Annotated in this window: 16 protein-coding genes; all 16 read right to left on the bottom strand. The window is 64.2% G+C overall.

Features of this window, described 5'->3' with window-relative positions; genetic code table 11:
* Window positions 1-3 precede the first annotated feature (3 nt).
* Entirely contained in the window at window positions 4-300 is a 297-nt protein-coding gene (gene gatC / locus ACX80B_RS03960; protein WP_026534876.1) for an Asp-tRNA(Asn)/Glu-tRNA(Gln) amidotransferase subunit GatC, read from the bottom strand.
* 57 nt (window positions 301-357) lie between these two features.
* Window positions 358-882, bottom strand: coding sequence for a GNAT family N-acetyltransferase (locus ACX80B_RS03965; RefSeq protein WP_459293273.1), 525 nt, complete (start codon window positions 880-882; stop codon window positions 358-360).
* Window positions 872-1,369, bottom strand: a complete 498-nt coding sequence (locus ACX80B_RS03970) for a DUF2087 domain-containing protein (RefSeq protein WP_459293275.1) — start codon at window positions 1,367-1,369, stop codon at window positions 872-874. Before ACX80B_RS03970 ends, ACX80B_RS03965 begins: the two co-directional genes overlap by 11 nt.
* Window positions 1,366-2,184 carry an inositol monophosphatase family protein gene (locus tag ACX80B_RS03975; RefSeq protein ID WP_459293277.1) on the bottom strand — a complete coding sequence of 273 codons (819 nt, stop codon included), beginning with the start codon at window positions 2,182-2,184 and terminating at the stop codon, window positions 1,366-1,368. Before ACX80B_RS03975 ends, ACX80B_RS03970 begins: the two co-directional genes overlap by 4 nt.
* On the bottom strand, window positions 2,181-4,352 hold the full coding sequence (ligA, locus tag ACX80B_RS03980; RefSeq protein ID WP_459293279.1) for an NAD-dependent DNA ligase LigA: 2,172 nt from the start codon (window positions 4,350-4,352) through the stop codon (window positions 2,181-2,183). The genes ACX80B_RS03975 and ligA overlap by 4 nt, the downstream gene beginning before the upstream one ends.
* A 73-nt stretch (window positions 4,353-4,425) precedes the next feature.
* Window positions 4,426-5,136 carry a hypothetical protein gene (locus ACX80B_RS03985; RefSeq protein ID WP_459293567.1) on the bottom strand — a complete coding sequence of 237 codons (711 nt, stop codon included), beginning with the start codon at window positions 5,134-5,136 and terminating at the stop codon, window positions 4,426-4,428.
* A 32-nt stretch (window positions 5,137-5,168) separates the two neighbouring features.
* The gene (locus ACX80B_RS03990) at window positions 5,169-6,671 is read right to left on the bottom strand and encodes a serine/threonine-protein kinase (protein WP_459293281.1); all 1,503 of its coding nucleotides are present in this window, start codon (window positions 6,669-6,671) and stop codon (window positions 5,169-5,171) included.
* A complete protein-coding gene (locus ACX80B_RS03995) occupies window positions 6,668-8,014 on the bottom strand; it encodes an FHA domain-containing protein (RefSeq protein ID WP_459293283.1) in 1,347 nt (448 codons plus the stop codon). The genes ACX80B_RS03990 and ACX80B_RS03995 overlap by 4 nt, the downstream gene beginning before the upstream one ends.
* On the bottom strand, window positions 8,011-8,940 hold the full coding sequence (locus ACX80B_RS04000) for a PP2C family protein-serine/threonine phosphatase (protein WP_459293285.1): 930 nt from the start codon (window positions 8,938-8,940) through the stop codon (window positions 8,011-8,013). Before ACX80B_RS04000 ends, ACX80B_RS03995 begins: the two co-directional genes overlap by 4 nt.
* Window positions 8,937-9,935, bottom strand: a complete 999-nt coding sequence (locus tag ACX80B_RS04005) for an RDD family protein (RefSeq protein WP_459293287.1) — start codon at window positions 9,933-9,935, stop codon at window positions 8,937-8,939. Before ACX80B_RS04005 ends, ACX80B_RS04000 begins: the two co-directional genes overlap by 4 nt.
* Window positions 9,936-10,039: 104 nt before the next feature.
* Window positions 10,040-12,457 (bottom strand): transglutaminase-like domain-containing protein, encoded by a 2,418-nt coding sequence (locus ACX80B_RS04010; protein WP_459293289.1) that lies wholly within the window; start codon window positions 12,455-12,457, stop codon window positions 10,040-10,042.
* Window positions 12,454-13,653 carry a DUF58 domain-containing protein gene (locus ACX80B_RS04015; protein WP_459293291.1) on the bottom strand — a complete coding sequence of 400 codons (1,200 nt, stop codon included), beginning with the start codon at window positions 13,651-13,653 and terminating at the stop codon, window positions 12,454-12,456. The genes ACX80B_RS04010 and ACX80B_RS04015 overlap by 4 nt, the downstream gene beginning before the upstream one ends.
* Window positions 13,653-14,624 carry an AAA family ATPase gene (locus tag ACX80B_RS04020; RefSeq protein WP_459293293.1) on the bottom strand — a complete coding sequence of 324 codons (972 nt, stop codon included), beginning with the start codon at window positions 14,622-14,624 and terminating at the stop codon, window positions 13,653-13,655. Before ACX80B_RS04020 ends, ACX80B_RS04015 begins: the two co-directional genes overlap by 1 nt.
* A gap of 70 nt (window positions 14,625-14,694) precedes the next feature.
* Window positions 14,695-20,778, bottom strand: a complete 6,084-nt coding sequence (locus tag ACX80B_RS04025; RefSeq protein ID WP_459293295.1) for an Ig-like domain-containing protein — start codon at window positions 20,776-20,778, stop codon at window positions 14,695-14,697.
* Between the two features lie 172 nt (window positions 20,779-20,950).
* Window positions 20,951-22,162 (bottom strand): adenylate/guanylate cyclase domain-containing protein, encoded by a 1,212-nt coding sequence (locus tag ACX80B_RS04030; protein WP_459293569.1) that lies wholly within the window; start codon window positions 22,160-22,162, stop codon window positions 20,951-20,953.
* Window positions 22,159-22,785, bottom strand: a complete 627-nt coding sequence (locus tag ACX80B_RS04035; RefSeq protein WP_459293297.1) for a PH domain-containing protein — start codon at window positions 22,783-22,785, stop codon at window positions 22,159-22,161. Before ACX80B_RS04035 ends, ACX80B_RS04030 begins: the two co-directional genes overlap by 4 nt.
* Between the last annotated feature and the right edge of the window lie 15 nt (window positions 22,786-22,800).

A 22,800-nucleotide genomic window follows, 5' to 3' on the forward strand; every position in this document is an offset into this window, starting at 1 on the left:
GTATTAGTCCTCATCCAGAATTGCTGGAACCTTGAAACGCCCATCGGCGGAATCCGGGGCACCGGACAAGGCCTCCTCGTTGGTCAACGTCTCGCCCACCACGTCCTCGCGGTAGACGTTCGCCAGCGGGATCGGGTGCGAGGTGGCGGGGACGTCGTCTCCGGCTGCTTCACTGATCGATTTGATCGAATCAACGATCACGTCAAGCTCACCGGCCATCCGGTCCAGCTCATCGTCGGCCATATCAATGTGGGCCAGGCGCGCCAGATGCGCGACTTGCTCACGGCGAAGGGTAGACATGAATCTCCTGTGGGGAAGTGAACGGTTTGTTATTCCAGTCTAATCGGATGCCAAGGTTCACAGCGCAAGCCGGAAAACGAGCAGCCGGATATCGTATCCGTCAACCGTCCAGTCCCGCTCGGGCACTCTTTCGAAACCCATCGAGGCATAGAGCCGGTGCGCGCCGGTCATGCTCTCCTCGCTCGAGAGGACGACGGCGTTGATTGCCTCCAGCGCTTGAGCATGTTCGACGACGGCCTGCACCAAGGCGCGGCCGATGCCCCCGCGTTGGACGTCCGGGTCGACGGCGAGCATCCGGAACTCGAGCTCCCCGGCGGCGGCGATCTCCGCGTATTCGGAACCTGGCTCCCCTACCGTCACCGCACCTTTGATGCTGCGGTCGACCTCGGCGATCCATAACAAGGCGTGCTGGGCCCGGCGCGCGATGTTGGTGAGCACCGGCAGGTAGCTCTGATCGTCCGCATCGACGAACCCGGCGCCCACGTAAGCCGCTGCAGTGATCCGTTTAACGTCGTCGTAATCCTTTTTCCTGGCGGGACGGACTCGGACTTTCATATCGATCATCACTTTCTCAGGCCGCACGCCAGTACTGGCTGCCGTCCGCGTTCCGCTTCAAATACCCGTAGTCCACCAATGCCCGGCGCAGTGAAGGAACATCCCTGGCCACGGTGCCGAGCACCAGGTTCACTTGCGTCTCGTCGAGAACGTCCTCCGAAGGGAAAAGCCGCACGGCCAGATGGCTGAACAGCTCTTCCCGGTCCCCGGACTTGCGTGGCATGGCGGCGATCCGGCCCTGTTCGAAGAACCGCTCTGGGCCGGAGGGTTTGGATGGCTGCCCGGCCGCGAGCAGCTCCTTGAACACACCGTCATTGACGTGGACATCCCCGTACCTGTCCGGCTTCCGTTCAGCCCCGGGTGTGCCGGAGGAAACGAGCAGGCCCGCATCAATGAGCTTGTCGATCTCGCGCTCTGTAGACCCGCCGCGGATGTCCAGCACCCACTCGGCATAGACCTGCCGCAGCCGCGGGTTGGCGAGCGCGGCCGCTACCTGCTGCCAGCTGGTGGTCATATCGGAAATCTCTCCGACACGTCCGTTGCCGAGGCGGCGACCCAGGCGGCCAGCCGGTCGGGCTCGGACGGCCCGCCGTCCAACGGTGATGGGAGCTTCGGCCGATGCACCCAGGCCCCGGATTCCTCGGCGATCAGGGCTCCGGCGGCCCAGTCGTGTTCGTTGAGCCCGCGTTCCCCGTAGGCGTCCAGTGTGGCGTCCGCGACCATGCAGAGATCCAGCGCGGCCGAACCGAGCCGGCGCATATCCGACAGGCCCTTCATCATCGGCAGGAAATCCTTGACCTGCTCGGCCCGGGTCTCCTCGTCGTAGGAGAATCCAGTGCCCAGAATGCCGCCCTTGCGCGCCAGAACCGGTCCGGGCAGGCGGCGGGTTGTTCCATGCTCATTCAGCCATGCACCACCGGCGCGGGTGGCCCAGTACGTCCGCCGGAGGGCAGGGGCATTGACGACGCCGGCAAGCCAGTTTCCGTCGGCGTCGCAGGCTGCCACCGAGGTGCAGTAATAGACGATGTTGCGGATGAAGTTGGTGGTGCCGTCCAAGGGGTCGATGGACCATCTGATGCCGGAGAAGTTGTCCGCGAGGCTTGTTCCGAGTTCCTCGCCGGTGATGGCGTCATCGGGCCGGGCCGCAGCGATCACCCCGCGCACGGCCTCTTCGGCCGCGATGTCGAAGGAGGTGACCCAGTCGCCGTCGCCGCTCTTGTTGATGGCGTTCAGCTCAGCGGCGTTCCGGCCCGACAGTACATCCGCCCCGGCCTGCGCCGCCGCCTGGGCAATCTCGAGCAGTTCGCCGGTCAGGTCCGCGCCGTTCATGCCGGTCCCTCTGCCAGAAGTTTCCGGAAACCGTCTTCGTCCAGGACCGTCAGGCCAAGCGACTCAGCCTTATCCAGTTTGGTGCCGGCGCTTTCGCCGGCCACCACGTAGTCGGTCTTCTTCGATACCGATCCCGACGCCTTGCCACCGCGGATAATAATCGCCTCCTTGGCCTCGTCCCGGCTGAAATCCTCCAGTGACCCGGTCACGACGATAGTAAGTCCTTCAAGCGTGCGCGGAACGTTTTCGTCCGCCTCGTCCTCCATCCGTACTCCCGCCGCGGTCCACTTGTCTACAATTTCGCGGTGCCAATCCTCGGCGAACCATTCGGTGAGCGCCACCGCTATGGTCGGGCCAACGCCATCGACATCAGCCAGACGTTCCTCGCTGGCATCGCGGATCGCCCGCATCGAGCCAAAAGCCGTGGCAAGTGCGCGTGCCGCCGTCGGGCCGACGTGCCGGATGGAGAGCGCCACCAGCACGCGCCAGAGCGGCTGGGTTTTGGCCTTCTCGAGTTCCTCGAAGAGTTTGCGGGTGTTGGCCGATGGCTCCGACGGCTTTTTGGGGGTCCCCTTCGAATAGAAGTAGGGGACCAGTTCCCGCTCGCCAGTGGGGGCGCCTTTGGACCGTTTCTCCCGCTCGATTTTCACGGCTGCGAGGTCTTCGATCCGCAGGTCGAAAAGGTCGGCCTCGGTGCTCAACGGCGGTGTCTCCGGCTCCACCGGGCCGGTCAGTGCGACGGCGGCCTCCCAGCCGAGTGCCTCGATGTCGAAGCCGCCGCGGCCGGCGAGGTGGAAAATCCGCTCGCGCAATTGGGAGGGGCAGGACCGGGCATTGGGGCAACGGATATCGACGTCGCCCTCCTTGGCCGGTGCCAGCAGGGTTCCACAGGACGGGCAGTGCGTTGGCATCACGAATTCGCGTTCGGTGCCATCGCGCAGTGCCGCCACCGGACCGACGATTTCGGGGATGACGTCCCCGGCTTTGCGCAGCACAACGGTGTCACCGATCAGCACGCCCTTGGCCTTCACCACATCCTGGTTATGCAGCGTGGCCATCTCGACCGTGGAGCCCGCCACCTTGATGGGTTGCATCAGGCCAAAGGGAGTCACCCGGCCCGTCCGCCCGACGTTGACCTGGATGTCGAGCAGCTTTGTGTGGACCTCCTCGGGAGGATACTTATACGCCACCGCCCACCGCGGCACCCTCGACGTATAGCCAACGGCGCGCTGGGTGGCGAAATCGTCAATCTTGATGACAATTCCGTCGATTTCGTGCCGCAGGTCGTGCCGATGGCTGCCGTAGTACTCTATGAACTCCAGAACGGCATCCTGGTCATCGAGGACCTTGGCGTAAGGCGAAACCGGCAGGCCCCAGCCTTCCAGCAGGTCGTAGGTTCCGGACTGGCTTGCGGCGTTGAGCCCCTCCCGGGAACCGATGCCGTGGACGTACATGCTCAATGGCCGCTTCGCCGTCGTTTCCGGGTCCTTCTGGCGCAGTGAACCGGCAGCGGCGTTTCGCGGATTGGCGAACGGTGGCTTGCCTGCTTCGATCATGCCCTCGTTGAGTACGGCGAAGGCCTTGGACGGGATGAAGACCTCGCCGCGGATTTCCATCTCGGCCGGATGGTCGCTGCCCTTGAGCTTGCGGGGTATGTCCTTGATGGTCAGGACGTTGTGGGTGACGTCCTCACCGACGTTCCCATCGCCCCTGGTGGCCGCCCGCACCAATTCGCCATTCCGGTAGAGCAGGCTGATGGCCAGGCCATCGATTTTCAACTCGGTCAGCCACTTGAGCTTGCCGGCATGTCCGCCGCCCAGTTTCTCCACACTCGCCTGCGCCCGGGTCAGCCAGGTGTTCAGCTCCTCGATGGAAAAAACGTCCTCAAGGCTGTACATCCGCTGCAGGTGCTCCACCGGGCTGAAGGCCGCGGACACGGCGCCTCCGACCTCCTGAGTCGGAGAGTCGTTGGATTTCAGCTCGGGATGCAGGCCTTCGAGCTCTTCGAGCCGGCGGTAAAGCTCATCGAATTCCGCGTCCGAGACAGTCGGGGCGTCCTCCTGGTAGTAGGCAAAACGGTGTTTGCGCACCACCTCGGCCAGTTCATCGTATTCGGCGCGCAGTGCCTCACTGGGCGGTTCAGACTGTTGCTCCACATCTGTGCTCACAGTCCCATCTTGCCCTATTGCCCCGACGTTTTCAGTGCAGGTTTGTTCCGACGTTTTCAGCGCCAGGCCTGCACTATGTCCGCCGGTCGGCGTCGCCGTTCATGCTCTCCAGCAGCGGCAGGTCCGCGGCGGTGACCAGATGCGAGGTCACCGAGTGTTCGACCAGCCTGGCACGCCGGTTGCCGGCGGGTTTTCCATTGGCACCACGCAAACCTGCTACGCCGACCCGGTCCAGCTTTTCGCACACGTTATCCAGTTTCCGGTTGAACCGGGTCATAGCCCAGCCCAGCCGCCTTGCTGCTTCGGCCGACGATGGAATGGCGCTGAAACCGGTGCCGTCACGGCGCAGCATCGGCTCTGCCAGCGCAACGATGAGCGCCTTCTGCGAATCGGTGAAAATCACCGGGCCGATGGTGGTTTCGCCAAAACCGGCGTCGTCGGTCGTGCTCTGCAGAAAGGACGGTGTCTTCAGGTGGACGGCAAATTCGTATGTTGTCGGCCCGGCGGTGAAAATGATGTTGGTGTGGCCGAAGACCAGCGGAATCCGCGCGCCCGGGGCGAGCCAAGCCTGCATACCGCCGGAGCTGTCGGCCACGGTTGCCGAAATCATGCTCCCGATGTTGGAGAGCCACCAGATCCCGTCATTCCGGACGATCTGCAGGAATCTGCGGTGCAGGTACGGGTTCTCATCAATCTCGAGGTCACCCTCGCGGCCGATGTGGAACACTCCGTCACTGGCAGGGGTGTACCACTCACCGCAATAGTCGATCGCCAGATCATCCATCCGCGCCTCCGGGTCCTCTCCTTTACCAGTCATCACGGAACGCACGCCGTTGCGGGTTCAACCGAATACTTGCCACTCCCGCGGCGGATCACGACGTCGATGCAGGTTTGCCCTTGCGAGCGCAGTTCCACCCGGACTTCCGGCTTCTCCACCGGCGCGTATTCGCCCTTCCCTGTGACAGTTACAGGACGCCACATGAAAACGTCACCGGGCTGTGGGTCAGGGTTGCGCCAGCTGAATACGGCGCCGTCTTCCACCCGCTCGGCCGTGAGGTTTGCCGGTGCCGGAACCGTTGCGAAGCCGTCGACGGCGTCGGCCGGCTGGCTTGCCAGGCCCGTCGGTTCGGGATCCGCCACGCCGTTTCCCGTGCTGCCCAGCATCAGCCCCGCAACCACGGCGGCAATAAGTACGACGGCGGCGCTGGCCACCAGCCACATCTTCCGTTTCGAGCGGGGTGTGTGGTCAAGAGCGGTATCCGGATAGGCCTCGTTCGGGGAAGTTGTATCCAGTCCTGCCGAGGTTGCGGGACCAACCGGTAATACTGGCTCGGCCGATGCCTCCGGGCCGGGCGGCGCTCCGGGCGCAGGATCGATTGAAACTACCTGCCGCACGCGGGTGGCCACGCCGCCGTCGTCGACGCCGGACTCCTGTTGGCTGGCGGAATCCTCAAGCACCTCAAACGGAGTGAGGGACATATTCAGCTCGGCCTGCACGCGTTGCAGCGCAAGAGCGAAAGCATGAGCTGAGGCAAAGCGCCCGTCCGGGGCCTTCGACATTGCTGTCCCCAGCGCCAGTTCCAGCGAGTCCGGTACGTCGGCCCGTCCCAACCTCGGCAGCGGAGCGGTGCCGATGCGGGACATCAGCCCGCGCTGGGAATTGTCCGCCCCCGGAAGCACAAACGGCGACCGGCCGGCCAGCAGTGTGTAGATGGTCGCTCCGAGCGCCCAAATATCGGTCCTGACGCCATCGACGTTCCGCCCGTGGAACGCTTCCGGCGGGGACCAGGGGATGGACATTCCAGCTTCGTCAGCAGCTACCGAATCCACCGTGCCGGAGATGCCGAAGTCGGTCAGCGCCGGCCGGTTATAGTCGGTGATCAGCACATTGGCGGGCTTAATATCCCGATGCGCGATACCCGCGCGGTGGGCGGTTTCCACGGCGGACGCGACCTGGATACCCATTGCCAGCGCCTCGTCAACGCCCAGCCGTCCGCGGCGGTATCGAACGTCGAGACTGGGCCGGGAACAGTACTCCATCGCCAGATACGAGTGCCCATCGGCGGTGATCCTGGCCTCATAAATGGTGACGATATACGGATGAGAGGAGAGCTGGGCCATCAGATTGGCCTCGGATTCGAAGCGGTTCCTGGCCCCTTCACTCTTCAGATCCGAGAGCAGCACCTTGACTGCCACCCGGCGCCGGGGCTGATCCTGCTCATACAGGTAAACGTCGGAGAACCCGCCCGAACCGAGCAGACTGAGGTACTGATATCCGGGCAAGCCGGGCGGCGGACCGGGAGGGCGCTTGGGGCTCACTGCAGGTCCTCGAACTGGATGGAGACTTCGTCACCGATTTCGACCGTATCGCCGTCGAGCAGCATCGTCTGCTCCCCCGGCACCAGACGCCTCGGGGACTGGCCAGGCCGGGTCAAGAACGTACCGTTGGTCGAGTGCAGGTCCCGCAACATGACATGCCAACCTTCAAGTTGGACCTCAAGGTGCGAGCGGGAGATATCGCCATCCGCGCTCTTGACCTGCACCAGGCGCGGCATGCCGTTGCCCGCCACCCGCGACGCCGACGGTTGCCTGCCAACGATGACCGAACGGTCCAGCTCGATCACCTCGCCGGTGGAAATCCGCATCCGGCCGAGGCTGGGACGGCGCATCTGGCCCGGTTCGGAGGAAATCGGGCTGCCACAGATACAACAGTGTGAATTCGTGGGCGGATTGGCATGCTCCTGAGGGCACATGCGGCCAAGTACAACCGGACCAGTGGCCGGCCTGCTGGCGATTCTGTTGTCCGCTTCGCTCGCCTTGTCAGGCTGCGGCGGAGTGAGGCTGCTGCGCATGACGGTGTGGCCGTCGTGGTCCGCGTCCTCGACCGACGGCTCCGGGTCTTCCCGCAGTTCGCTGCTCATGACTGTGTGCCCATCATGGTCGGTTTGGGGGCTTCGCTTTGTCCACGGAACGGAATCGATCAGCGCCGTCGAGGCGCCGGGTGCGGATTCGGTACTGGAGTCCGCGGCTGGTTCCTCGGGCCTCAGCGTGGGGTGGCCCTCGGCCAGGTTCACCCGTTCCGGCTCTGGTTCCGGCTCTGGCTCCTGCTCCGGTTCCGGCTCTGGTTCCGCCTCTGGCTCCTGCTCCTGTTGCGCCTCCACCGGCGGTTCAGCATCCACTGGCCCAGCGGCGTCGATGGACTTACCCACCTCGTCGGACTTATCGCCGTCGATCCTGACGCTAAGTCCGCTGGTGAGGACCACACCGCCGAGGAGTGGCAGGTCAGCTTCCCCGCCCGGTTCCTCGTCCATGGTGAGTTCGAAGGCGTCCTGGTTGAACAGGACCTGTTCACTCCAGGTCGTGACATGGGCGCCGCTGATTTCCTGCGGATCCGCACCCTGGCACGTCAGCCGGAGGCGGCCGCGGATGATGACGTGCAGTGGCGCACCCAGCACTGCAATGGCAAAGCCCGGCATTCCGGTTGGATCGCTTCCGAACCCGGCAGTGACCGAACGGAGGGTCTTTTCGATATCCGGACCCTCAGCCAGAGCGGTCCAGATACTGTCGATCATCGCCGGTGAGGTCCCTGCCGGCAACACGACCAGGGTGCTGGAGCGGGCAATCGCTATCCAGGAACCGCTCCGATACTTGATGCAGCTCATGCCCCTCCTTGAGAGGGTTCAGCTGAGGCCGTCGGTTCCGCCGTCGAATCCCGCCGGTCGTCCGTATTAGGATTTGCCCCCCGCGGTTCGGCGTCGGCGGCCTCCATTGTCGGCCGAGGCAAGGTGTCTTCATCCGCTTCGCCGGTATTCCCATGCCGGGCTTCGTGCGTGCCGACGGCCACGGCATCGACCACGATTACCGTAACGTTGTCGCGTCCACCGGCACGGAGCGCGGCCTGAACCAGGGCGTCCGCGGCATCCTGGGCATCAGTGACCGAATTGAGCAGTTGCAGGAGCTTCCGGTCATCGACTTCGCCGGTAAGTCCGTCCGAGCACACCAGCATCCGGTCGCCCTCCTCCACCGGTATCAACCAGAAATCCGGCTCGGCCAAAGGCCCGGTGCCCAGTGCCTGGGTGACAACGTGACGGCGCGGATGCACTCTGGCCTCCGACGCCGTAATCCGGCCCATGTCCACCAGTTCCTGCACTTCGGAATGGTCGACGCTGATCTGCTCCAGCCCGCCGTGGCTGAGCCGGTAGGTCCTGGAGTCGCCGACGTTGAAAACGAGCCAATAGGGACGGTTGGTTTCTTCCACCAGCACGACGCCGGTCGCAGTAGTCCCTGCCCGCGACTCGGTGATCTCCCGGATCCGGGCGTCAGCCTGCATCAGGACCTCGTACATAACCGAGGCCTCGATCGCTTCAGAACGCCCGGAAAACAGCGGGTGCTGCCCCAAAGTACGGACGCAGATTCCGCTGGCGACCTCGCCGGCCTCATGCCCGCCCATGCCGTCGGCAACGGCGAAAACCGGATCCATCGCGATGAGCGAATCTTCGTTCAATTCCCGGCGCAGGCCGCGGTCCGATGCATAGCCATGGTCCAGCTCGATGGACCGCTCGGGAGCGGTGTCCCTCGCTCCGCTCATACGTTCTCCACCGTAAAGCTGCGGTCGCCGAAATGGACCGTCGATCCGGGAGCTGCCAGCACCTGTTCCTCTGCGGCCAAAGAGCGCCGCTGGCCGTCGGCAGCGGTGACGGCGCTGCCGTTCGTGGAATTCCGGTCGGTGACCCACACGGTTGCACCTTCCACCCGAAGGTGGAGGTGCGTCTTTGAAACCGATCGTCCCTGATCATGGAAATCGATCAGCTGGCCGATCGTTTCCCCCATCCGGGCGGCCGGATCGCGGCCAATCAAGGCTTCATCCGCGAGCGCTACGTCCCGGCCGTCGTCGAACCTGATCCGGACACCGTTGCGGCCAGTCCGGCTTCTGACCCGGGTGGCTTCGAGTTCATCGTCCGGATGTGCAGGAACACTTTCCGACGGCGGCACGCCCGGGACTTCAGCTATCGGCTCGTGTGTCCCGGGCACCGCCAGGACGGCTGCGCCGTCGTCGAGTGGTTCTGTCGCCCGCGCCGGTTCCACCGCCGCTATGCCTCCGGTCTGCAGCGGGTTGCGTCCGGCCCGGACGTCGAACATATAGGTCCGCGCTATCTTGTCATGCCAGCCCTGGCGGCGGTCGTTCCGGTCCCACAGGTTCGAGATCAGGACGATAACCGCACCAACGACCAGCACGGCGAAACCCACGGCAACAATCAATCCACGCAGGAACACGGCAACCCAACCGGCTGGCAATCCGTCCAGGTTCGATGTCCGCAAACCGAGCATCGCGTTGCCGGGCGTATTGCCCCGGGCGGCCTCCCAGCCCCACAACCACAGCGAATAGGCCACGAAAGCGGCACCGACGAAGATCAGCATTTCGACCGGCAGCCCGGAGGTGGCGCCGGTGCCTCCTGCGGAAGCGTCCGCGGTGGAAAGCTGCCAGAACACGACCGCCAGCACCGCCAACGGCACTGCGTCGATCAGTTTCGACCCCAGCCGCTGGCCGGCGGAGGCGGGAACCAGGCTCGGATTGGCTGGCACCGTTGGATCACTTCCTCGTTGTTTGGAGTCCGACCGCTGATCTGGATCGAGACACAGGCTCATACTGCCAGAGTTTGCCATACCGGTTGGCGCATCATGGCCGGTCATTCCGGTTTCTTCCGGTCGTGTCCGCGGCTTCGGCGCCGCACCGCTGCCGCGCGGGCGTCATGGAACAGCGACCGCGGCGTATATTTCGCCCGCAAACGTTTCCAGAAGCCGACCGAACCGTGCATGTCCCGCAGCGAGGCGTGCACCTGAAGCCAGTAATCCTGGACCTCCTGCTCCGACGGTTCCGGGCTCCCGAAGATGGCCGAGTCGGCGCGCCGGGCCAGGGCGCCGGTGGAGGCTTCGCTCGCTGGAAACGCCCGCCCGAGTCCGGACGCCGTTTCCCGCCGTGTCGCCTTCGGGTTCACGGCCGCGCCGAGGTCGGTGGCGAGAGAGAGAATCTCGGACCATCCGCCGTGCACGCGTTGGGCCGGAACCCCGAGACCAGCCCGGCGTTTGCGCCGTCGTAATTTCAACAAGAGGACCAGCAGCAGCGGCAGCATCAGGACAAACAGCGGAACAACGACGACGGCAATCATCTTGATGAGCGGCCCCCAGATGTCCCAAAACGTCTTTTGCTCTTCCTTGGCGTCCAACGCGTCCGGAGCGGAATCCGGCGGCAGTTCGGCCGGTTCCTGCGGCGGTGGTGGTGGCTGCAGCACCTGCGGTTCCGGCGTGGATTTAGGCTGCGGCTCCGGCGGAATCGGGACATTGTCCTCGTCCGGGGTTGGGTTGAAGCTCACCCAGCCGACGTTCTCGAATGCCACTTCGACCCAGGCATGAACATCCTGGCCCTGGATGGCGATGGTGTCAGCGCCCGCTTCATCTTCGGGCGGGTAGAAGCCCATCACTACGCGCGCCGGCATCCCGAGATGGCGGGCCATCAGCGCCATCGCGACCGAGTACTGTTCGTCATCGCCGACCATCTGCTCGGCATCCAGCAGGGCGGCAATCCGGGCGGCGCCGTGGCCGGAGAGACTGGGCGTCTCGTTCTCCTTGCCATTGCTGAAGAAGCCTTGCTCCTGCAGTGCGGCCTCGATGTTGCGCACGCGCTCGATCGGGGTCGTGGCCGTGCCGACCAGTTCGTTGGCCTTAACGCCGACAATGGGCGGCACCTTCGTGGGCTCCGGGAGGTTCAGGTTGGCAAAATCGTACTGGGCGAGCTGGTCGTCGGTGTATTGGCCCGGATAGGTGACGCTGAGTCCGTAGCTGCTGCCCTGCCTGATCCCCGACGTCGCCAGCAGGATGTTGGAGCCGGCGTTGTGGAACAGCGATTGACCGACCTCCCGTTGCCGGTCGCCGGTGACGTTGATCCCGTTCATCGAGCCGGAACCCGGCACCCAAACGCCCTGATAGCCCTCAATGCTGAACTCCAGCCGGGCATGTGATTCGCCGTCCTGGAGCGCTTGGTCACCGGTGCCGGCGGATTGGGCGTCACCGACCGGAACGAAGCTTCGGGAAGCGGAGGGATTCACGTTGTAGACCACACCGTTGTAGGTATTCAGCGCCGCCAGCCGCACCCGGGCGTTCTTCGGCAGGCCCTCGACGGTGAACAGGGTCTCCTCTTCCCGGTCCGTGACATAGTTGCGGAACCTCATCAGCGGGCTCGGATAGTCGTAGAGCTCCACCGGCGGTACAACGGCGTCGCGCAGCACCTGCCGGTCCCCGCCGCCGGTCAACAATGGCGCCACGGCCAGGGTAATACCGGAGGCCACCACGAGCACGGCCGCACCGGCACCAATCCGGCGGGCGGGGGTGGAGCGTCCGGCCGCGGCGTCGGCGGCCTGACGGTTGGCCGAGACCTGCGTTGTGTCGTCACTTCGGGTTCTTTCCCACCGGTAGGCTAACCAGGCAATGCCGATGACTACCAGCAACACCCCGCGGAGCAGCGGCAATACGGCGTCGTCGGTGCCGAAGGCAATGCTCAGCACAAACAGGCACAGCACCGGAATGAGTGTCCAGGCCGCTCTGCGCAACCGCCAGCACAAGCTTCCAGCCACGACGGCGGCGACCAGGGAGCCCAGGAACGGCACCACCAGCAGGCCGCTGGCAATCCCAACCGGGGCGGCGACGGTGAGAAGCTGCTTCCACGACATGACAATGCCCAGCAGCACGGTGGTGAGCGAATCGGCGGTGGGCAGGAACCCGAGGGCGGTCTGGGTGGGTGCCGCCAAAGCACTGCCGCACAGCAGATAAACCACGAGGGTGACAGCGGCAAGCACCACTACTCCGAGCCTGGCGCGTGCACCAAACCAGCCAATGCCTAGGCCCAGCAGTACGCCGCCAAACCCTGCAATCAGGTAGTGCGTGCCGCCGCCAAAAGTCGGACCAAATCCCGCCACGGACAAACCCAACAGCGTCAACAGGACCAGGACGTCGATGCCAGCCTGAAGTGCTGCCGGCTGGCCGGAAGATGCCCGTCTTCCCGGCCACGGCCGTTGTCCGGCGCTGCGGCGCGGTGGTGCCTCAGTGCTCATGCGGCTGCCCGCTGCAGGACGATGCCAAGATCGGAAAGATCGCCGATCGTGAGGACAGTCAGTTCCCCGATCCGCGCCCGGCTGACCGGCTCACCGGTGTGGCAGCGGATGGCGAAGCTTCGGACCCCGGCCGGTACGGCTGCGGCGGCTGAACGCAATTGCGACGACGTTACGCCGGGGCCGACGACGAGGAAAACGACGGAGGCATTGGGAACCGTGTCCGCCGTCTTACGCGCCAGCTCCACCGCCGTCGAACGCATCCGTGTCCCCTGAAGCAGGGTCATATCGTCCAACAGATTCCTGCCGGTCTCCGTCCGCAGCGGCCCGTTCTGCGTCAACACGCTGAGGTTCCGTTGCTCCCGGATCGCCTGCAGCCCGATGGACGCTCCCACCGAAACCGCCAGCTCCAGGTCGTCGATGGACCCGTACTCCTCCAGATTCGTCGATACCGCGACAGCCAAATGCGCGCGCCGGGTCTCTTCGAATTGCCGGACCATCAAGGTGCCGGTGCGGGCGGTGGTCTTCCAATGGATGTGCCGCCGGTCGTCGCCGGGAACGTAGTCGCGCAGCGCGTGGAAGGAAACGTCGGAGTCGGAAAGATCCGTCGTCGGCAGGCCTTCCATGTCACGGATGAACCCGGCGGCAGATCCGGTCAACGCCGTGGTGCGCGGGTGGACATAAAGGTCCGTCGGTTCGGCCCATTTCACTTGGCGGCGGAGCAGGTTCAGTGGGTCCCCGCGCACGGAACGCACCGGCCCGACGACGATGACGGCACGATGGGTGGTGGGAATGGTGAACAGGTCCTCATGCAGGTGACCGGGCTGCATCCGCGGCAGGTGGAACACCGCCGTCGCGGCTCCCACGGGAAGCTCAAGCGCCACCGGCAGCATCGGGCGGTTGGCCGTATTGACCACTTCCACACTGCCAACGGCATCGTCACCGACGGCTACCCGGGTCCGGGCCAGGTCCAGTTCCACCCGATAGGTACTGCGGCCAAGGATGAAGGGGACAGCGATCGCCAGCAGCAGGGTACCGAGCAGAGCTGCCGTTGTTGCCTCGGCCCAGCCAAATCCGCCTCCCAGGATCCAGAGCAGTACGACGGCGGCCAGCAGCACCCAGCCAAGCGGACTAACGACGTCGACCGTTGGCTGGATATGCCGCATCCACCACGGATGTATCCGACGGGCAATCTGCATCAGACGAAGGCGCGCTGCTGGGGAGCAGCCACGTCGTTCAGGACACGCTGGAGCACTCCCTCGGCCGTTGCACCGGCGAATTCCGCTTCCGGTTCGAGCACGAAACGATGCGTCCACACCACAGCTGCCAGTTCCTTGACATCGTCGGGAAGAACGAAGTTCCTGCCCTGCGAAGCCGCCCAGACCTTGGCCACGCGGACCATCGCGAGGGCGCCACGGACACTGACGCCCAGCCTGCTTTCCGGAGCACTGCGGGTCGCCTCCGTCAGCCGGGAAATGTATTCCAGCACGGCCGTTTCCACATGATTCGACGCCGCCAGGTCGGCCATGTCGGTCACCGCTCCGGTTGTGATGATTGGCTGCAGTCCCAATGACCTGTCCCGTGTTGCGGCACCGCGCAGGAGTTCGACAGTCGCGGCGTGGTCCGGGTAGCCGATGGATGTCTTGATCAGGAACCGGTCCAGCTGAGCCTCGGGCAGCCGGTAGGTTCCGGCCTGCTCAATTGGGTTCTGGGTGGCCAGGACCATGAACGGCCGGCCCGCCTGGTACGTCTTGCCATCGACGCTGACGCGGGATTCCTCCATCACTTCGAGCAGGGCGGACTGTGTCTTCGGTGAGGCACGGTTGATCTCATCGGCGAGCACGATATTGGCGAAAATCGGGCCCTTGTGGAATTCGAACTGTTGCGTCTTCTGGTCATAGATGGTCACGCCGGTGACATCGGAGGGCAGCAAGTCGGGAGTGAACTGGATGCGCGAGTTGCTCCCCTGCACCGTTGCGGCCAGGGACCGGGCGAGCATCGTCTTGCCGGTGCCCGGCGCGTCCTCGAAGAGCACATGCCCTTCCGCCAGCATGGCCGTCAGGGTCAGGCTGATGACCTTGGGCTTGCCCAGCACTGCCTGACCGACATTGCCGACCAGCTTCTCGAAAGTTCCGGCAAACCATTCGGCCTGCTCAGGGGTCATCGCCATGACGTGGATTGTCCTTCTGCTCGGGGTGATAGATACCAGTCGGTCCTGGCCGGCGGCACCGGATTGTTCATCAGCATGATGGCATCCCCGCCGGCGGATTAGTGCCCCACCGGGTGTGGATGCCCTTGATGATGTGGCCGTTATTCCTGGACGGGCTGCCGGATTCCTGCAGGTACCACGGAATATCGTTCACCATGTAGTAGCACCGTGCGGTGATGGAGCTGGCGGGCTGGTTGCGGGGGCCGTTGGCGGGGTACGCCCAGTGCTCGGTACCGTTTGGCTCCTCGCATCTCTTTGGCTCGCCCGAATAGTAGTAGCCCCACACGCCGTACCGCTCCATGCAGGTGCGGACCTCATTATTCACTCCGGTCTTGAACACCGGCGGTGGTGGTTCGGAACCGCTGCGGCCGGTGGCCGAGACAGTGGGCCCCCAGTTGCCCTTGGAATTGGCTGTCCGCACCGACATTGTCTTCGACTCGTTGTAGCCGTTGGTGTTCACCGTCTTGCTGCCATTGCCGACAGGGACGCTCTGCCACCCGTTTCCGAAGTTGATCTGCATCCGGGCAACATCATGAGTACTCGTGTTGGGCGGCGACCAGCTGAACGAGACGTTCTTCTGGCCTTGGGAGCCGCTCCGTGCCGAGACACTGGGCGTGCCCGGCGATCCATAGGGAACGGTACTGGCAGCGGCGCTGGCGGAGCCGTTGTAGCTCGCGCCGTCGCTGGTTGACACGGCGGTGATCTGCACACTGTGCCGGGTCCCGTTATCGAAACCGCCGACAGTCTGGCCATTGGAGATGCCCATGCTGCGCCCGTCGCTGAAACTGGCGCGGTAGTTGATCTCGCCGGCCTTGGCACCGTTGCGCTGCGAAGGGGAAAGCTCATTGAAGCGGACCGTGATCGCCTGGCCAGCCCCTCCGGTGTTGGCAGGCGTGGCGCTGAGGTTGGAGACCGTTCCGGGCTGGCCGAACGCCCGCCGGGGTGCCGAGGGCGCGCTGAGGTCACTGGTGCCGGCCTTGTTGGTGGCACTGACCCGGAAGGTGTAGTCCGCCTCGGCATTCGGAACGGTGACCGCCTGGCTGGTGCCCGCCACCTCCAGGCTGCGCTGAACGGAGCCACCTCGCAGGATCTGAAGGGTGTACGACTCGACCGGGTCGCCATTACCGGCCGGAGCGTTCCAGTCGACCTGGAGCTGGCTCTGGTTGCCCACCGGTTTGACCCGCTGGGTGCTTGGCGCCTGCGGCACAGCAGGTTTCCCGGCCGGGATCTCCGCTGCCGAGTAGGCGCTCCAGTCGGAGGGATCCGGCGCGTCGTTGACCGCCTGAACCTGTACCTTGTACGCCACACCGTTCTCGAGCCCGTCCCAGGTCAGGCTGTTGCCGGTTACGCCGGTCTTGGAGGATCCTCCTCCGGGCGGCGCCGGCGAAATCCGCAGGTTAAAGCTCTCCACTGGCGATCCCGGCGTCGGCGGCGTATCCCAGGAAACATCCACCGAGCCGTCACCGAAGGTGAGCTTGGGCGGTTGCGGACGCTCGGGCTTGGCATCCGGGCGGGCCTCGGCGGACTGTGGCGACGGATCGGAGGTGCCGACGGCGTTGGTCGCGGTGACTTTGAACTGATAGACGACGTCGTTCGTCAGTCCGTCGATGGTGCAGGTCGTCGCTCCGCAGTCCTGCTGCACGCCGTTATTACCTGTCACGGTGTAATTGGCGATCGGTGAACCGTTGTTGCTGGGTGGATTCCAGGACAGCACGACGGTTTGGTTCCGCACCTCTTCCACGATGGGCGTGCCGGGAGTATCCGGGGCGCCCTTGACCGTGAGCCGGACCCGCGCGTCGACATACCTGTTGGGATCGCCGGTCTTGTCGGCAACGGTATAGCGGACCACCATGGTGCCGACGAAGTCGTCCGACGGCGTCACCGCAACCGTGCCGCCGTCGACCGAGGCGCTACCTTGACCGGTTTCGACGACGGCTTCGACAACCTTCAGCGGCGCATCGTCGTAAGGGCTTACGTCATTGGACAGCACGTCGACAGTTTCGGTCTCGCCCTGGAAGGCGTTGGTTACCACGTCGTCATTGGCAATGGCCAGCGCCCGGTTTGATGCTGTGGTGGTCACGGTGACGGAGGCAGTCACCGGATCGCTCCGGCCGTCCGTAACGCTGAGGTTCACATCCCCGGTGTATCCGGGGTCTGCTGCGTCGTTGGCCTTGACGGTCAGAATGCTTCCGTCCAGGGAGGCGTCGTAGCCGGCGGGAACTTCCCCGTCAATGGCGAATTCATGTTCACCCTGGTCCCGTCTGTCGGGGTCTTCGACCAGCTTGGCCAGGTCCAAGCTTTGGCCCTCTTCGGCCTCGGCGACCTGCAGGGAGGAGCTGCTGAACTCCGGTGGCGTATTGCGGTCAGGATCCGGGATGACTTCGGTCATCACCGTCAGCGTCGCCTTGTTGCCGTCCGGATCATCCGGTCCCGAGCCGTCCGTCACCTCGAATGTTATGGATCCGGGTCCCGCGTAATCAGGTGCTGCGGTGTACGTCAGCGTGTCCTCGTCAACAACCATTTCGGTGTTGCTGTTGCCAATTCCGCGGACGCTTTCCACTTCCGTGATCCGCGCGCTGCGGCCGTCCCGGACCTGGACGGCATCGGCGAGGTCGAGTTCGAAGGATTCACCGGCCTGGACCTCGATCGGTGTCTTGTCGGCCAAGGTGGGAATCTGGTCGCCGACGCCGGGTACCCAGATGATGGCGGTTGCCTTGCCGCCATCGACGTCGGTCACGGTATAGGGGATCACCTGAGGGGCGCGCGTCAACTCGATCAACGCTTCACCGCCAACGCTTACGCTGGCGTTGGCAGTTGAGCCGGGGAAGCCGATTTTCAAGTCCTCGGCGACGCCGTCGGGATCTTCATCATTGTCCAGCACGGCTACCGAAACGGCGGTCTTGCCCAGTGTTTCCGCCACGGTGACCCGGTCGTCCCTGGCCACCGGAAGGTGCAGCGGCGCATCCTTGTCAACATCAAGGCGGACGACGGCGGAAGCCTCGGCACCTCGTTCATCGGCAATTCCGTACCGGACGGTCTGGATTCCTTCGCTCTCCGGTGCGCTGACCAGGATGCGGTCTTCCCTCACCTTGGCTTCCAGTGCATCCTTCGCGTCCAATCCGGCCTTGACGAAACCGATGGCATCGCCGTCCGGGTCGGAATCATTCTTCAGTGAATTGACCGCGACCCGCTTCCCCGGGCGGAGGTGGACGGCGTCGTCGATCGCCACTGGTTTCTGGTTTCTATCCAGCTTGGGCGCGATTCCGACCAGGACCGTTCCGGTGTTGGTTGCCCCCTGCCGGTCCCGCACCGTATAGGTGAAGGAATCCGTTCCGCTGGCGTTTCCAGCGGCAACGTAATCGATGTAGTTGCTGCCAACGAGAGCGGTGCCCTTTTCCGGTGCGTCGCCAACACCCGTCAGCAGCACCGAGTCACCATCGGCGTCGATGCCGTTCAGTGGCACCGGAATCCTGATTGAGGATCCGGCCAGCACCCTGCCCGTGAGGCTCTCCGGCTCAGGCCGTGAGTTGTGCTTGGGGTCATTGGCCCGGATATTGATCGTGACCTGGGCAGAATCCTTCTGTCCGGAGGTGTCCGCGACGTTATAGATCGCATGGACGGTCTTCGCCTTGGGCCCGGCAATAAACCGGAGCTTGTCCTGCGAGACGAAGAGCCGTCCGTCGTCGCCTTCGATGTCCTGGACCAGTTTTGGATCCAGGCTCAGTTCGTCGCCATTGGGATGGCTGTCATTGTCGAGGACGTCGATGGTTACGACGTCGCCTGCCCGCACGGTGGCCTCGTCCGCCGTAGCCTCCGGTGGCTGCAGCGTCGCCGGCGCCGGCACGGGGATGACGCTGACCTCGCCGGTGGCGGAAGCGGTGCCGTTGGACATGGTGTAGCGGATAGATGTCTGCCCCGACAGCCCCTGGCTGTCCGTGATCCGCAGAATGCTGTGGTCCAGAACAGCCACGTTGAGGGGCGACTCCACCGGTACCGAGACGGATTGAACCACCAGTACGCCGCCATTGGGGTCGGTATCGTTTCCCAGCACATCGACCAGCACATCGCCATTAGAGGGCAGCAGCGCGACGTCCCGCACTGCGACCGGTGCCCCTTCTTCACCACCGGCCTTCACATCGATCCGGATCAATCCGGTGGAACTGGCCGGATCATTGGTCACGAGGTATTTCAGGTAATACGTACCGGGAGTGCCGGATTCGACCGTGACGGTCCCGGCCTCATAGTCGGGGGTGAATTCGATATTGCGTTCCGGATCCACGCGGGCCAGGCGCAAGGTTCCGCCGTTCGGATCCAGATCGTTCTTCAACGGGGAAATCAGCACCTCCTGGCCAACGGAGGTCGAAACGTGGTCCGGGTTGGCCACCGGAGGCAACGCGCCGGGCGGGCGCACATCCATGGTCACGGTTCCCTCGGTGCTGGCACGCCCATCCGAGACGGTGATCTGCACGTCCTTTTCACCGTAGCTGGTGCCGACGTCCTGGAACGTCAGCCGCCCATCGGCGCGGAACCGCACCTGGTCGCCTTCGCTGGTCGCTTTGGCCCCGGTCAGGAACAGGTCATCGCCGTCGGGATCGATCCAGTCGGAGAGCACATTCTGGCTGATGCTCCCGCCCTGCTCGAGCAGGATTTTCGTCTCCCGTTTGGACTTGGGCGGCTCGTTGCTTTCCGGACCACGGACCACCAGCTGCACTGTGGCCTGATCGGTGCCGCCCCGGCCGTCGTCGGCTTCATAAGTAAAGCTGTGGGTTCCGCTGCTGGCGTCTTTCGGCACCACAACCTGCAGGCCGGTGCCGTCATAGATCCGCTGCAGGGAGCCCACGTCCGGCCCATCGCCAACCAGTGATGCGGTCAGCAAGTCGCCGTCCGGGTCGGAATCGTTATCCAGCACCGGCAGCAGTGTGGTGCGCCCGGGACGTACGCCGTAGGAATCATCCTCGGCCACCGGCTCCCGGTTTTCCTTTGTCCGGTCCGGCAGCGTGTCAATCGGATTGTCGTCGGCGGAGTCCTCTTCCTCCTCGTCCGATTCATCGGGAGGAGGAATGATGTCATCCCAGTTGTTGACCAGTTGCATATTTTTATTGACCAGCCAGATATTGCCGGATATCAGGTCGTTAAGAACGACGACGTCCCTGTTGACCCTGAACTCGAGCCCGGCGTTGGCACCGACTTGGGGAATGACTGTGGTCTTATCGTCCTCGGTGCCGCCGCAATCCCGCAGATATAATCCGGCGCCGGCCCAGGCCGCATGGACGCAGCCGCCAAGCTGGACCGGCTGCGCGGGAACGCCTTGGGATTCGAGCGGAACCACGGACGCCTCGGAGCCGTCCAACGGCTGCTTGATCAGGCCGTCCCTGGTCGCGATTGCCACAAAGCCGCTCTCCGGGCCGCTTTGCTGCAACCTGGCACGCTCTGCATCCGGAAGCTGGACGGTGTTCCCGCCGGGAAGCCGCAGCAATCCGGTTGTGCCATCGAAAATTACCGGCTCATCCCCCACTGCCGCGATCTGGGTCTCCCCCATACGCTCGAGCGCATCGGCTTCCGTGGTCTCCCTGTTGGTGACGGCCCCCTGCTGGTCGACGTCGACCTGGACGATTTGCCCGGCCGCGGGGTCGGCGATGAAGACTGTGTCCTCTTCGGCCACGGTGGCTGCCGCTTCCGGGGAGGCAGTGAGCACCGGCTTGGTGTTTTCCGGGCTGAACGATCCCAGCGAGCCTGCGGTGGTAATCCAGACCTCGCCCGTCGCGGGACTGGCAATGGACATCGTGTTGGAGCCCAGGGAGATCTCGGCGCCACTGGGAATCTGCTGCTCGCTGCCCAAGCCGACCTTCGCGACGTCGACGGAGTTCAAGGTGGAGTGATCCGTGTTTTCCATGAACACCGTTCCGGCGTCCTGAAGCACGTCGAAACCGGCACTGTTGGCGAGGAACCCGCCGTCGAGCACCTTGGATTGGTAATTCAGGTGCCCCACCAGGTTCTGGGAGGTGTTGGTGACCCAGACTCCGCCGTCGTTCAGATCCACGTCGGCGGTCTTAAACCCGGGATACAGTACGGCGCCGGTAATGGCAACGGCCGCAATGGTGGAAGTAGAGATCACCGAAAGCAGCCTCTGGCGATCCCGCCTGAGACCCTTGAGACCGCGGAAAAAATCCATGCCCTGGTAATGCCCTCAGATAGTCAGCGTGCCGCCCCTCCGGCACCCAAGGCTCTTGCCACCCCCAGGTGCACAAGGCCGAAACATTTTGCTCTGACTATGCCATGTGAACGGGCTAATCCACAATCAGGCCTTCACCGGAGCCCCGGGCCAGCGTAACAGGGTGGACTTGCCCGAAGCCGCGCACGGTCCGGACCTTCTGCGGAACGAGCACGAATCTGTCGTTCTGGCTCAAGGTTGCTGCGGTCGAAGCATCGGTCAGCACCGTTCCGGGTTCGGCGAGCGCCGTCAGTCTCGACGCCAGATTCACGGTTGGCCCGTAGATGTCGCCAAGCCTGGACAGGACCCGCCCCCAGACCATGGAGACCCTCGCGTCCGGCAGCACTTCATCCTCGGCGAAGGTGCGCGCCAGGGCGAGTGAGATCTCGGCCCCGGCTTCCGGACTTTCGGCGTTGAACAGCACTTCGTCCCCGATGGTCTTGACCAGCCGCCCGCCGCCGACCGAAATAATCTCCGCACATTTGTTCTCGAAGCGCTGGACCAGCTGGGCCAGGGTCTGTTCGTTCATTTGCCTGGAGAGGCTGGTGTAGGAGACTAGGTCGGCGAATCCGACGGCGCGGGCCAGCGGCAGCGGCGCGTCGTCTTCATCACCTTCGCGGCCGTGCTCGCTCGATTCCAGGCCGGATTCCGCCCTGAGCGCCAGCCGCTGCACGCCGGCATTGAGCTGCCGGCGCCAGGCATAGCGCAGTATTTTTTCCATCGGTTCGATCAGATTGGGCAACTCGGAGATCAGTTCTTTGCGTGCCTCGGCGTCGCTGATGCCCCGCTGCACGACCATGTCCTCGATCAGCGCCTCGACCTGCCACACCACCATCCGGTCGGTCATTTGGCCGATCGACCGGGCGATGGAAATGGTGGCTTCCTCCGTGAGCTTGTCCTCGCGGACCAGGCCGATGACCGTATTCAGCGCCTCCAGGTCATTCGTGGTGAAGGCGACGTCGTCGTCGGCCAAATTGGGAAATCCCATGGCGCGCCAAAGTTTACGGGCGGACAGCAGGGACACACCGGCTCCGGCCGCAATTTCCCGCCGCCGCAGCGTACGTTCGGCGCCGAGCAGCTCAATTTCGAGGGCGCGGATGGCATCGCGGTCCGGATTCCTGGGTTTCTGGCCAGTGGACGCGTTGTCCGCGGATCTGTAGTCAGCGGCCACCTGTGCGGGCAGCGGACCGGTTTTGAACATATCCGGATGGGTGTCGGCTCCCTCCCTGTCCAGTGCATTCACTTCGTCGGTCTCCGGTGGCACCGCTGCGGACTCCTCGTCGTTCATCGCCTCGTCCCATCTGTCCACGTATCGCCATCCTGTCCGGGCTCCCGCAGGGTTCCGTCCCAGCTGTCCTGACTCTGATCAATCTCCTGACGGAAATCCAGTCCGTCAAACATGGCCGTCTGAGGAAGGTCCTCGATGGTCTGCAGGACTATGTTCCGGAAACGTGCCACCTCCGGTACGTCAACGTATGTCGTGCCCTTGCCGTTCCCCAGATTGAGCGATATATTCCCGGAGCGTAATGCACGCTGCCGCAATGATTGTTGCATTCCCACCTGCTGGACTGCCACCAGCGGACTTTGAAGTTCGTTCCGGCGCAGTATTCCCCGGCGGCTGATTAACCTCCGGCTGGTCAGTACGTAGCGGGTTCCCAGCCAACGTAGCAGAGGGCGCAGACAGTACAGCAGTAAGAGGAAGAGCCCGACGCCGGTAATTGCCATCATCGCGGCAGGCACCCAGGCGCGGAGGCCGGCGTCGAACGTACCTTGGTTGCGGGTCAACCAGCCGGCGGCAAAGGTGCAGCCGGCTGGTATCAGGATGAACAGCACCGCCGGCCAAACCAGCGATCCGGGCTGTGGGCGCGTCAACAGGATCACGCGCTCCCCCGGAGCGAGTCCATATCCCACTACTGCTGTCTCCCG

It is taken from the genome of Arthrobacter monumenti, assembly GCF_054511255.1.

Excerpts from the sequence above, each read along its gene's own strand:
- ACX80B_RS04030 (WP_459293569.1), bottom strand. The coding sequence starts at position 22,162 with ATGAACGACGAGGAGTCCGCAGCGGTGCCACCGGAGACCGACGAAGTG.
- ACX80B_RS04020 (WP_459293293.1), bottom strand. The coding sequence starts at position 14,624 with ATGGCGATGACCCCTGAGCAGGCCGAATGGTTTGCCGGAACTTTCGAG.
- gatC (WP_026534876.1), bottom strand. The coding sequence starts at position 300 with ATGTCTACCCTTCGCCGTGAGCAAGTCGCGCATCTGGCGCGCCTGGCC.
- ACX80B_RS04000 (WP_459293285.1), bottom strand. The coding sequence starts at position 8,940 with ATGAGCGGAGCGAGGGACACCGCTCCCGAGCGGTCCATCGAGCTGGAC.
- ACX80B_RS04010 (WP_459293289.1), bottom strand. The coding sequence starts at position 12,457 with ATGAGCACTGAGGCACCACCGCGCCGCAGCGCCGGACAACGGCCGTGG.
- ACX80B_RS03970 (WP_459293275.1), bottom strand. The coding sequence starts at position 1,369 with ATGACCACCAGCTGGCAGCAGGTAGCGGCCGCGCTCGCCAACCCGCGG.
- ACX80B_RS03995 (WP_459293283.1), bottom strand. The coding sequence starts at position 8,014 with ATGAGCTGCATCAAGTATCGGAGCGGTTCCTGGATAGCGATTGCCCGC.
- ACX80B_RS03975 (WP_459293277.1), bottom strand. The coding sequence starts at position 2,184 with ATGAACGGCGCGGACCTGACCGGCGAACTGCTCGAGATTGCCCAGGCG.
- ACX80B_RS04015 (WP_459293291.1), bottom strand. The coding sequence starts at position 13,653 with ATGCAGATTGCCCGTCGGATACATCCGTGGTGGATGCGGCATATCCAG.
- ACX80B_RS03985 (WP_459293567.1), bottom strand. The coding sequence starts at position 5,136 with ATGGATGATCTGGCGATCGACTATTGCGGTGAGTGGTACACCCCTGCC.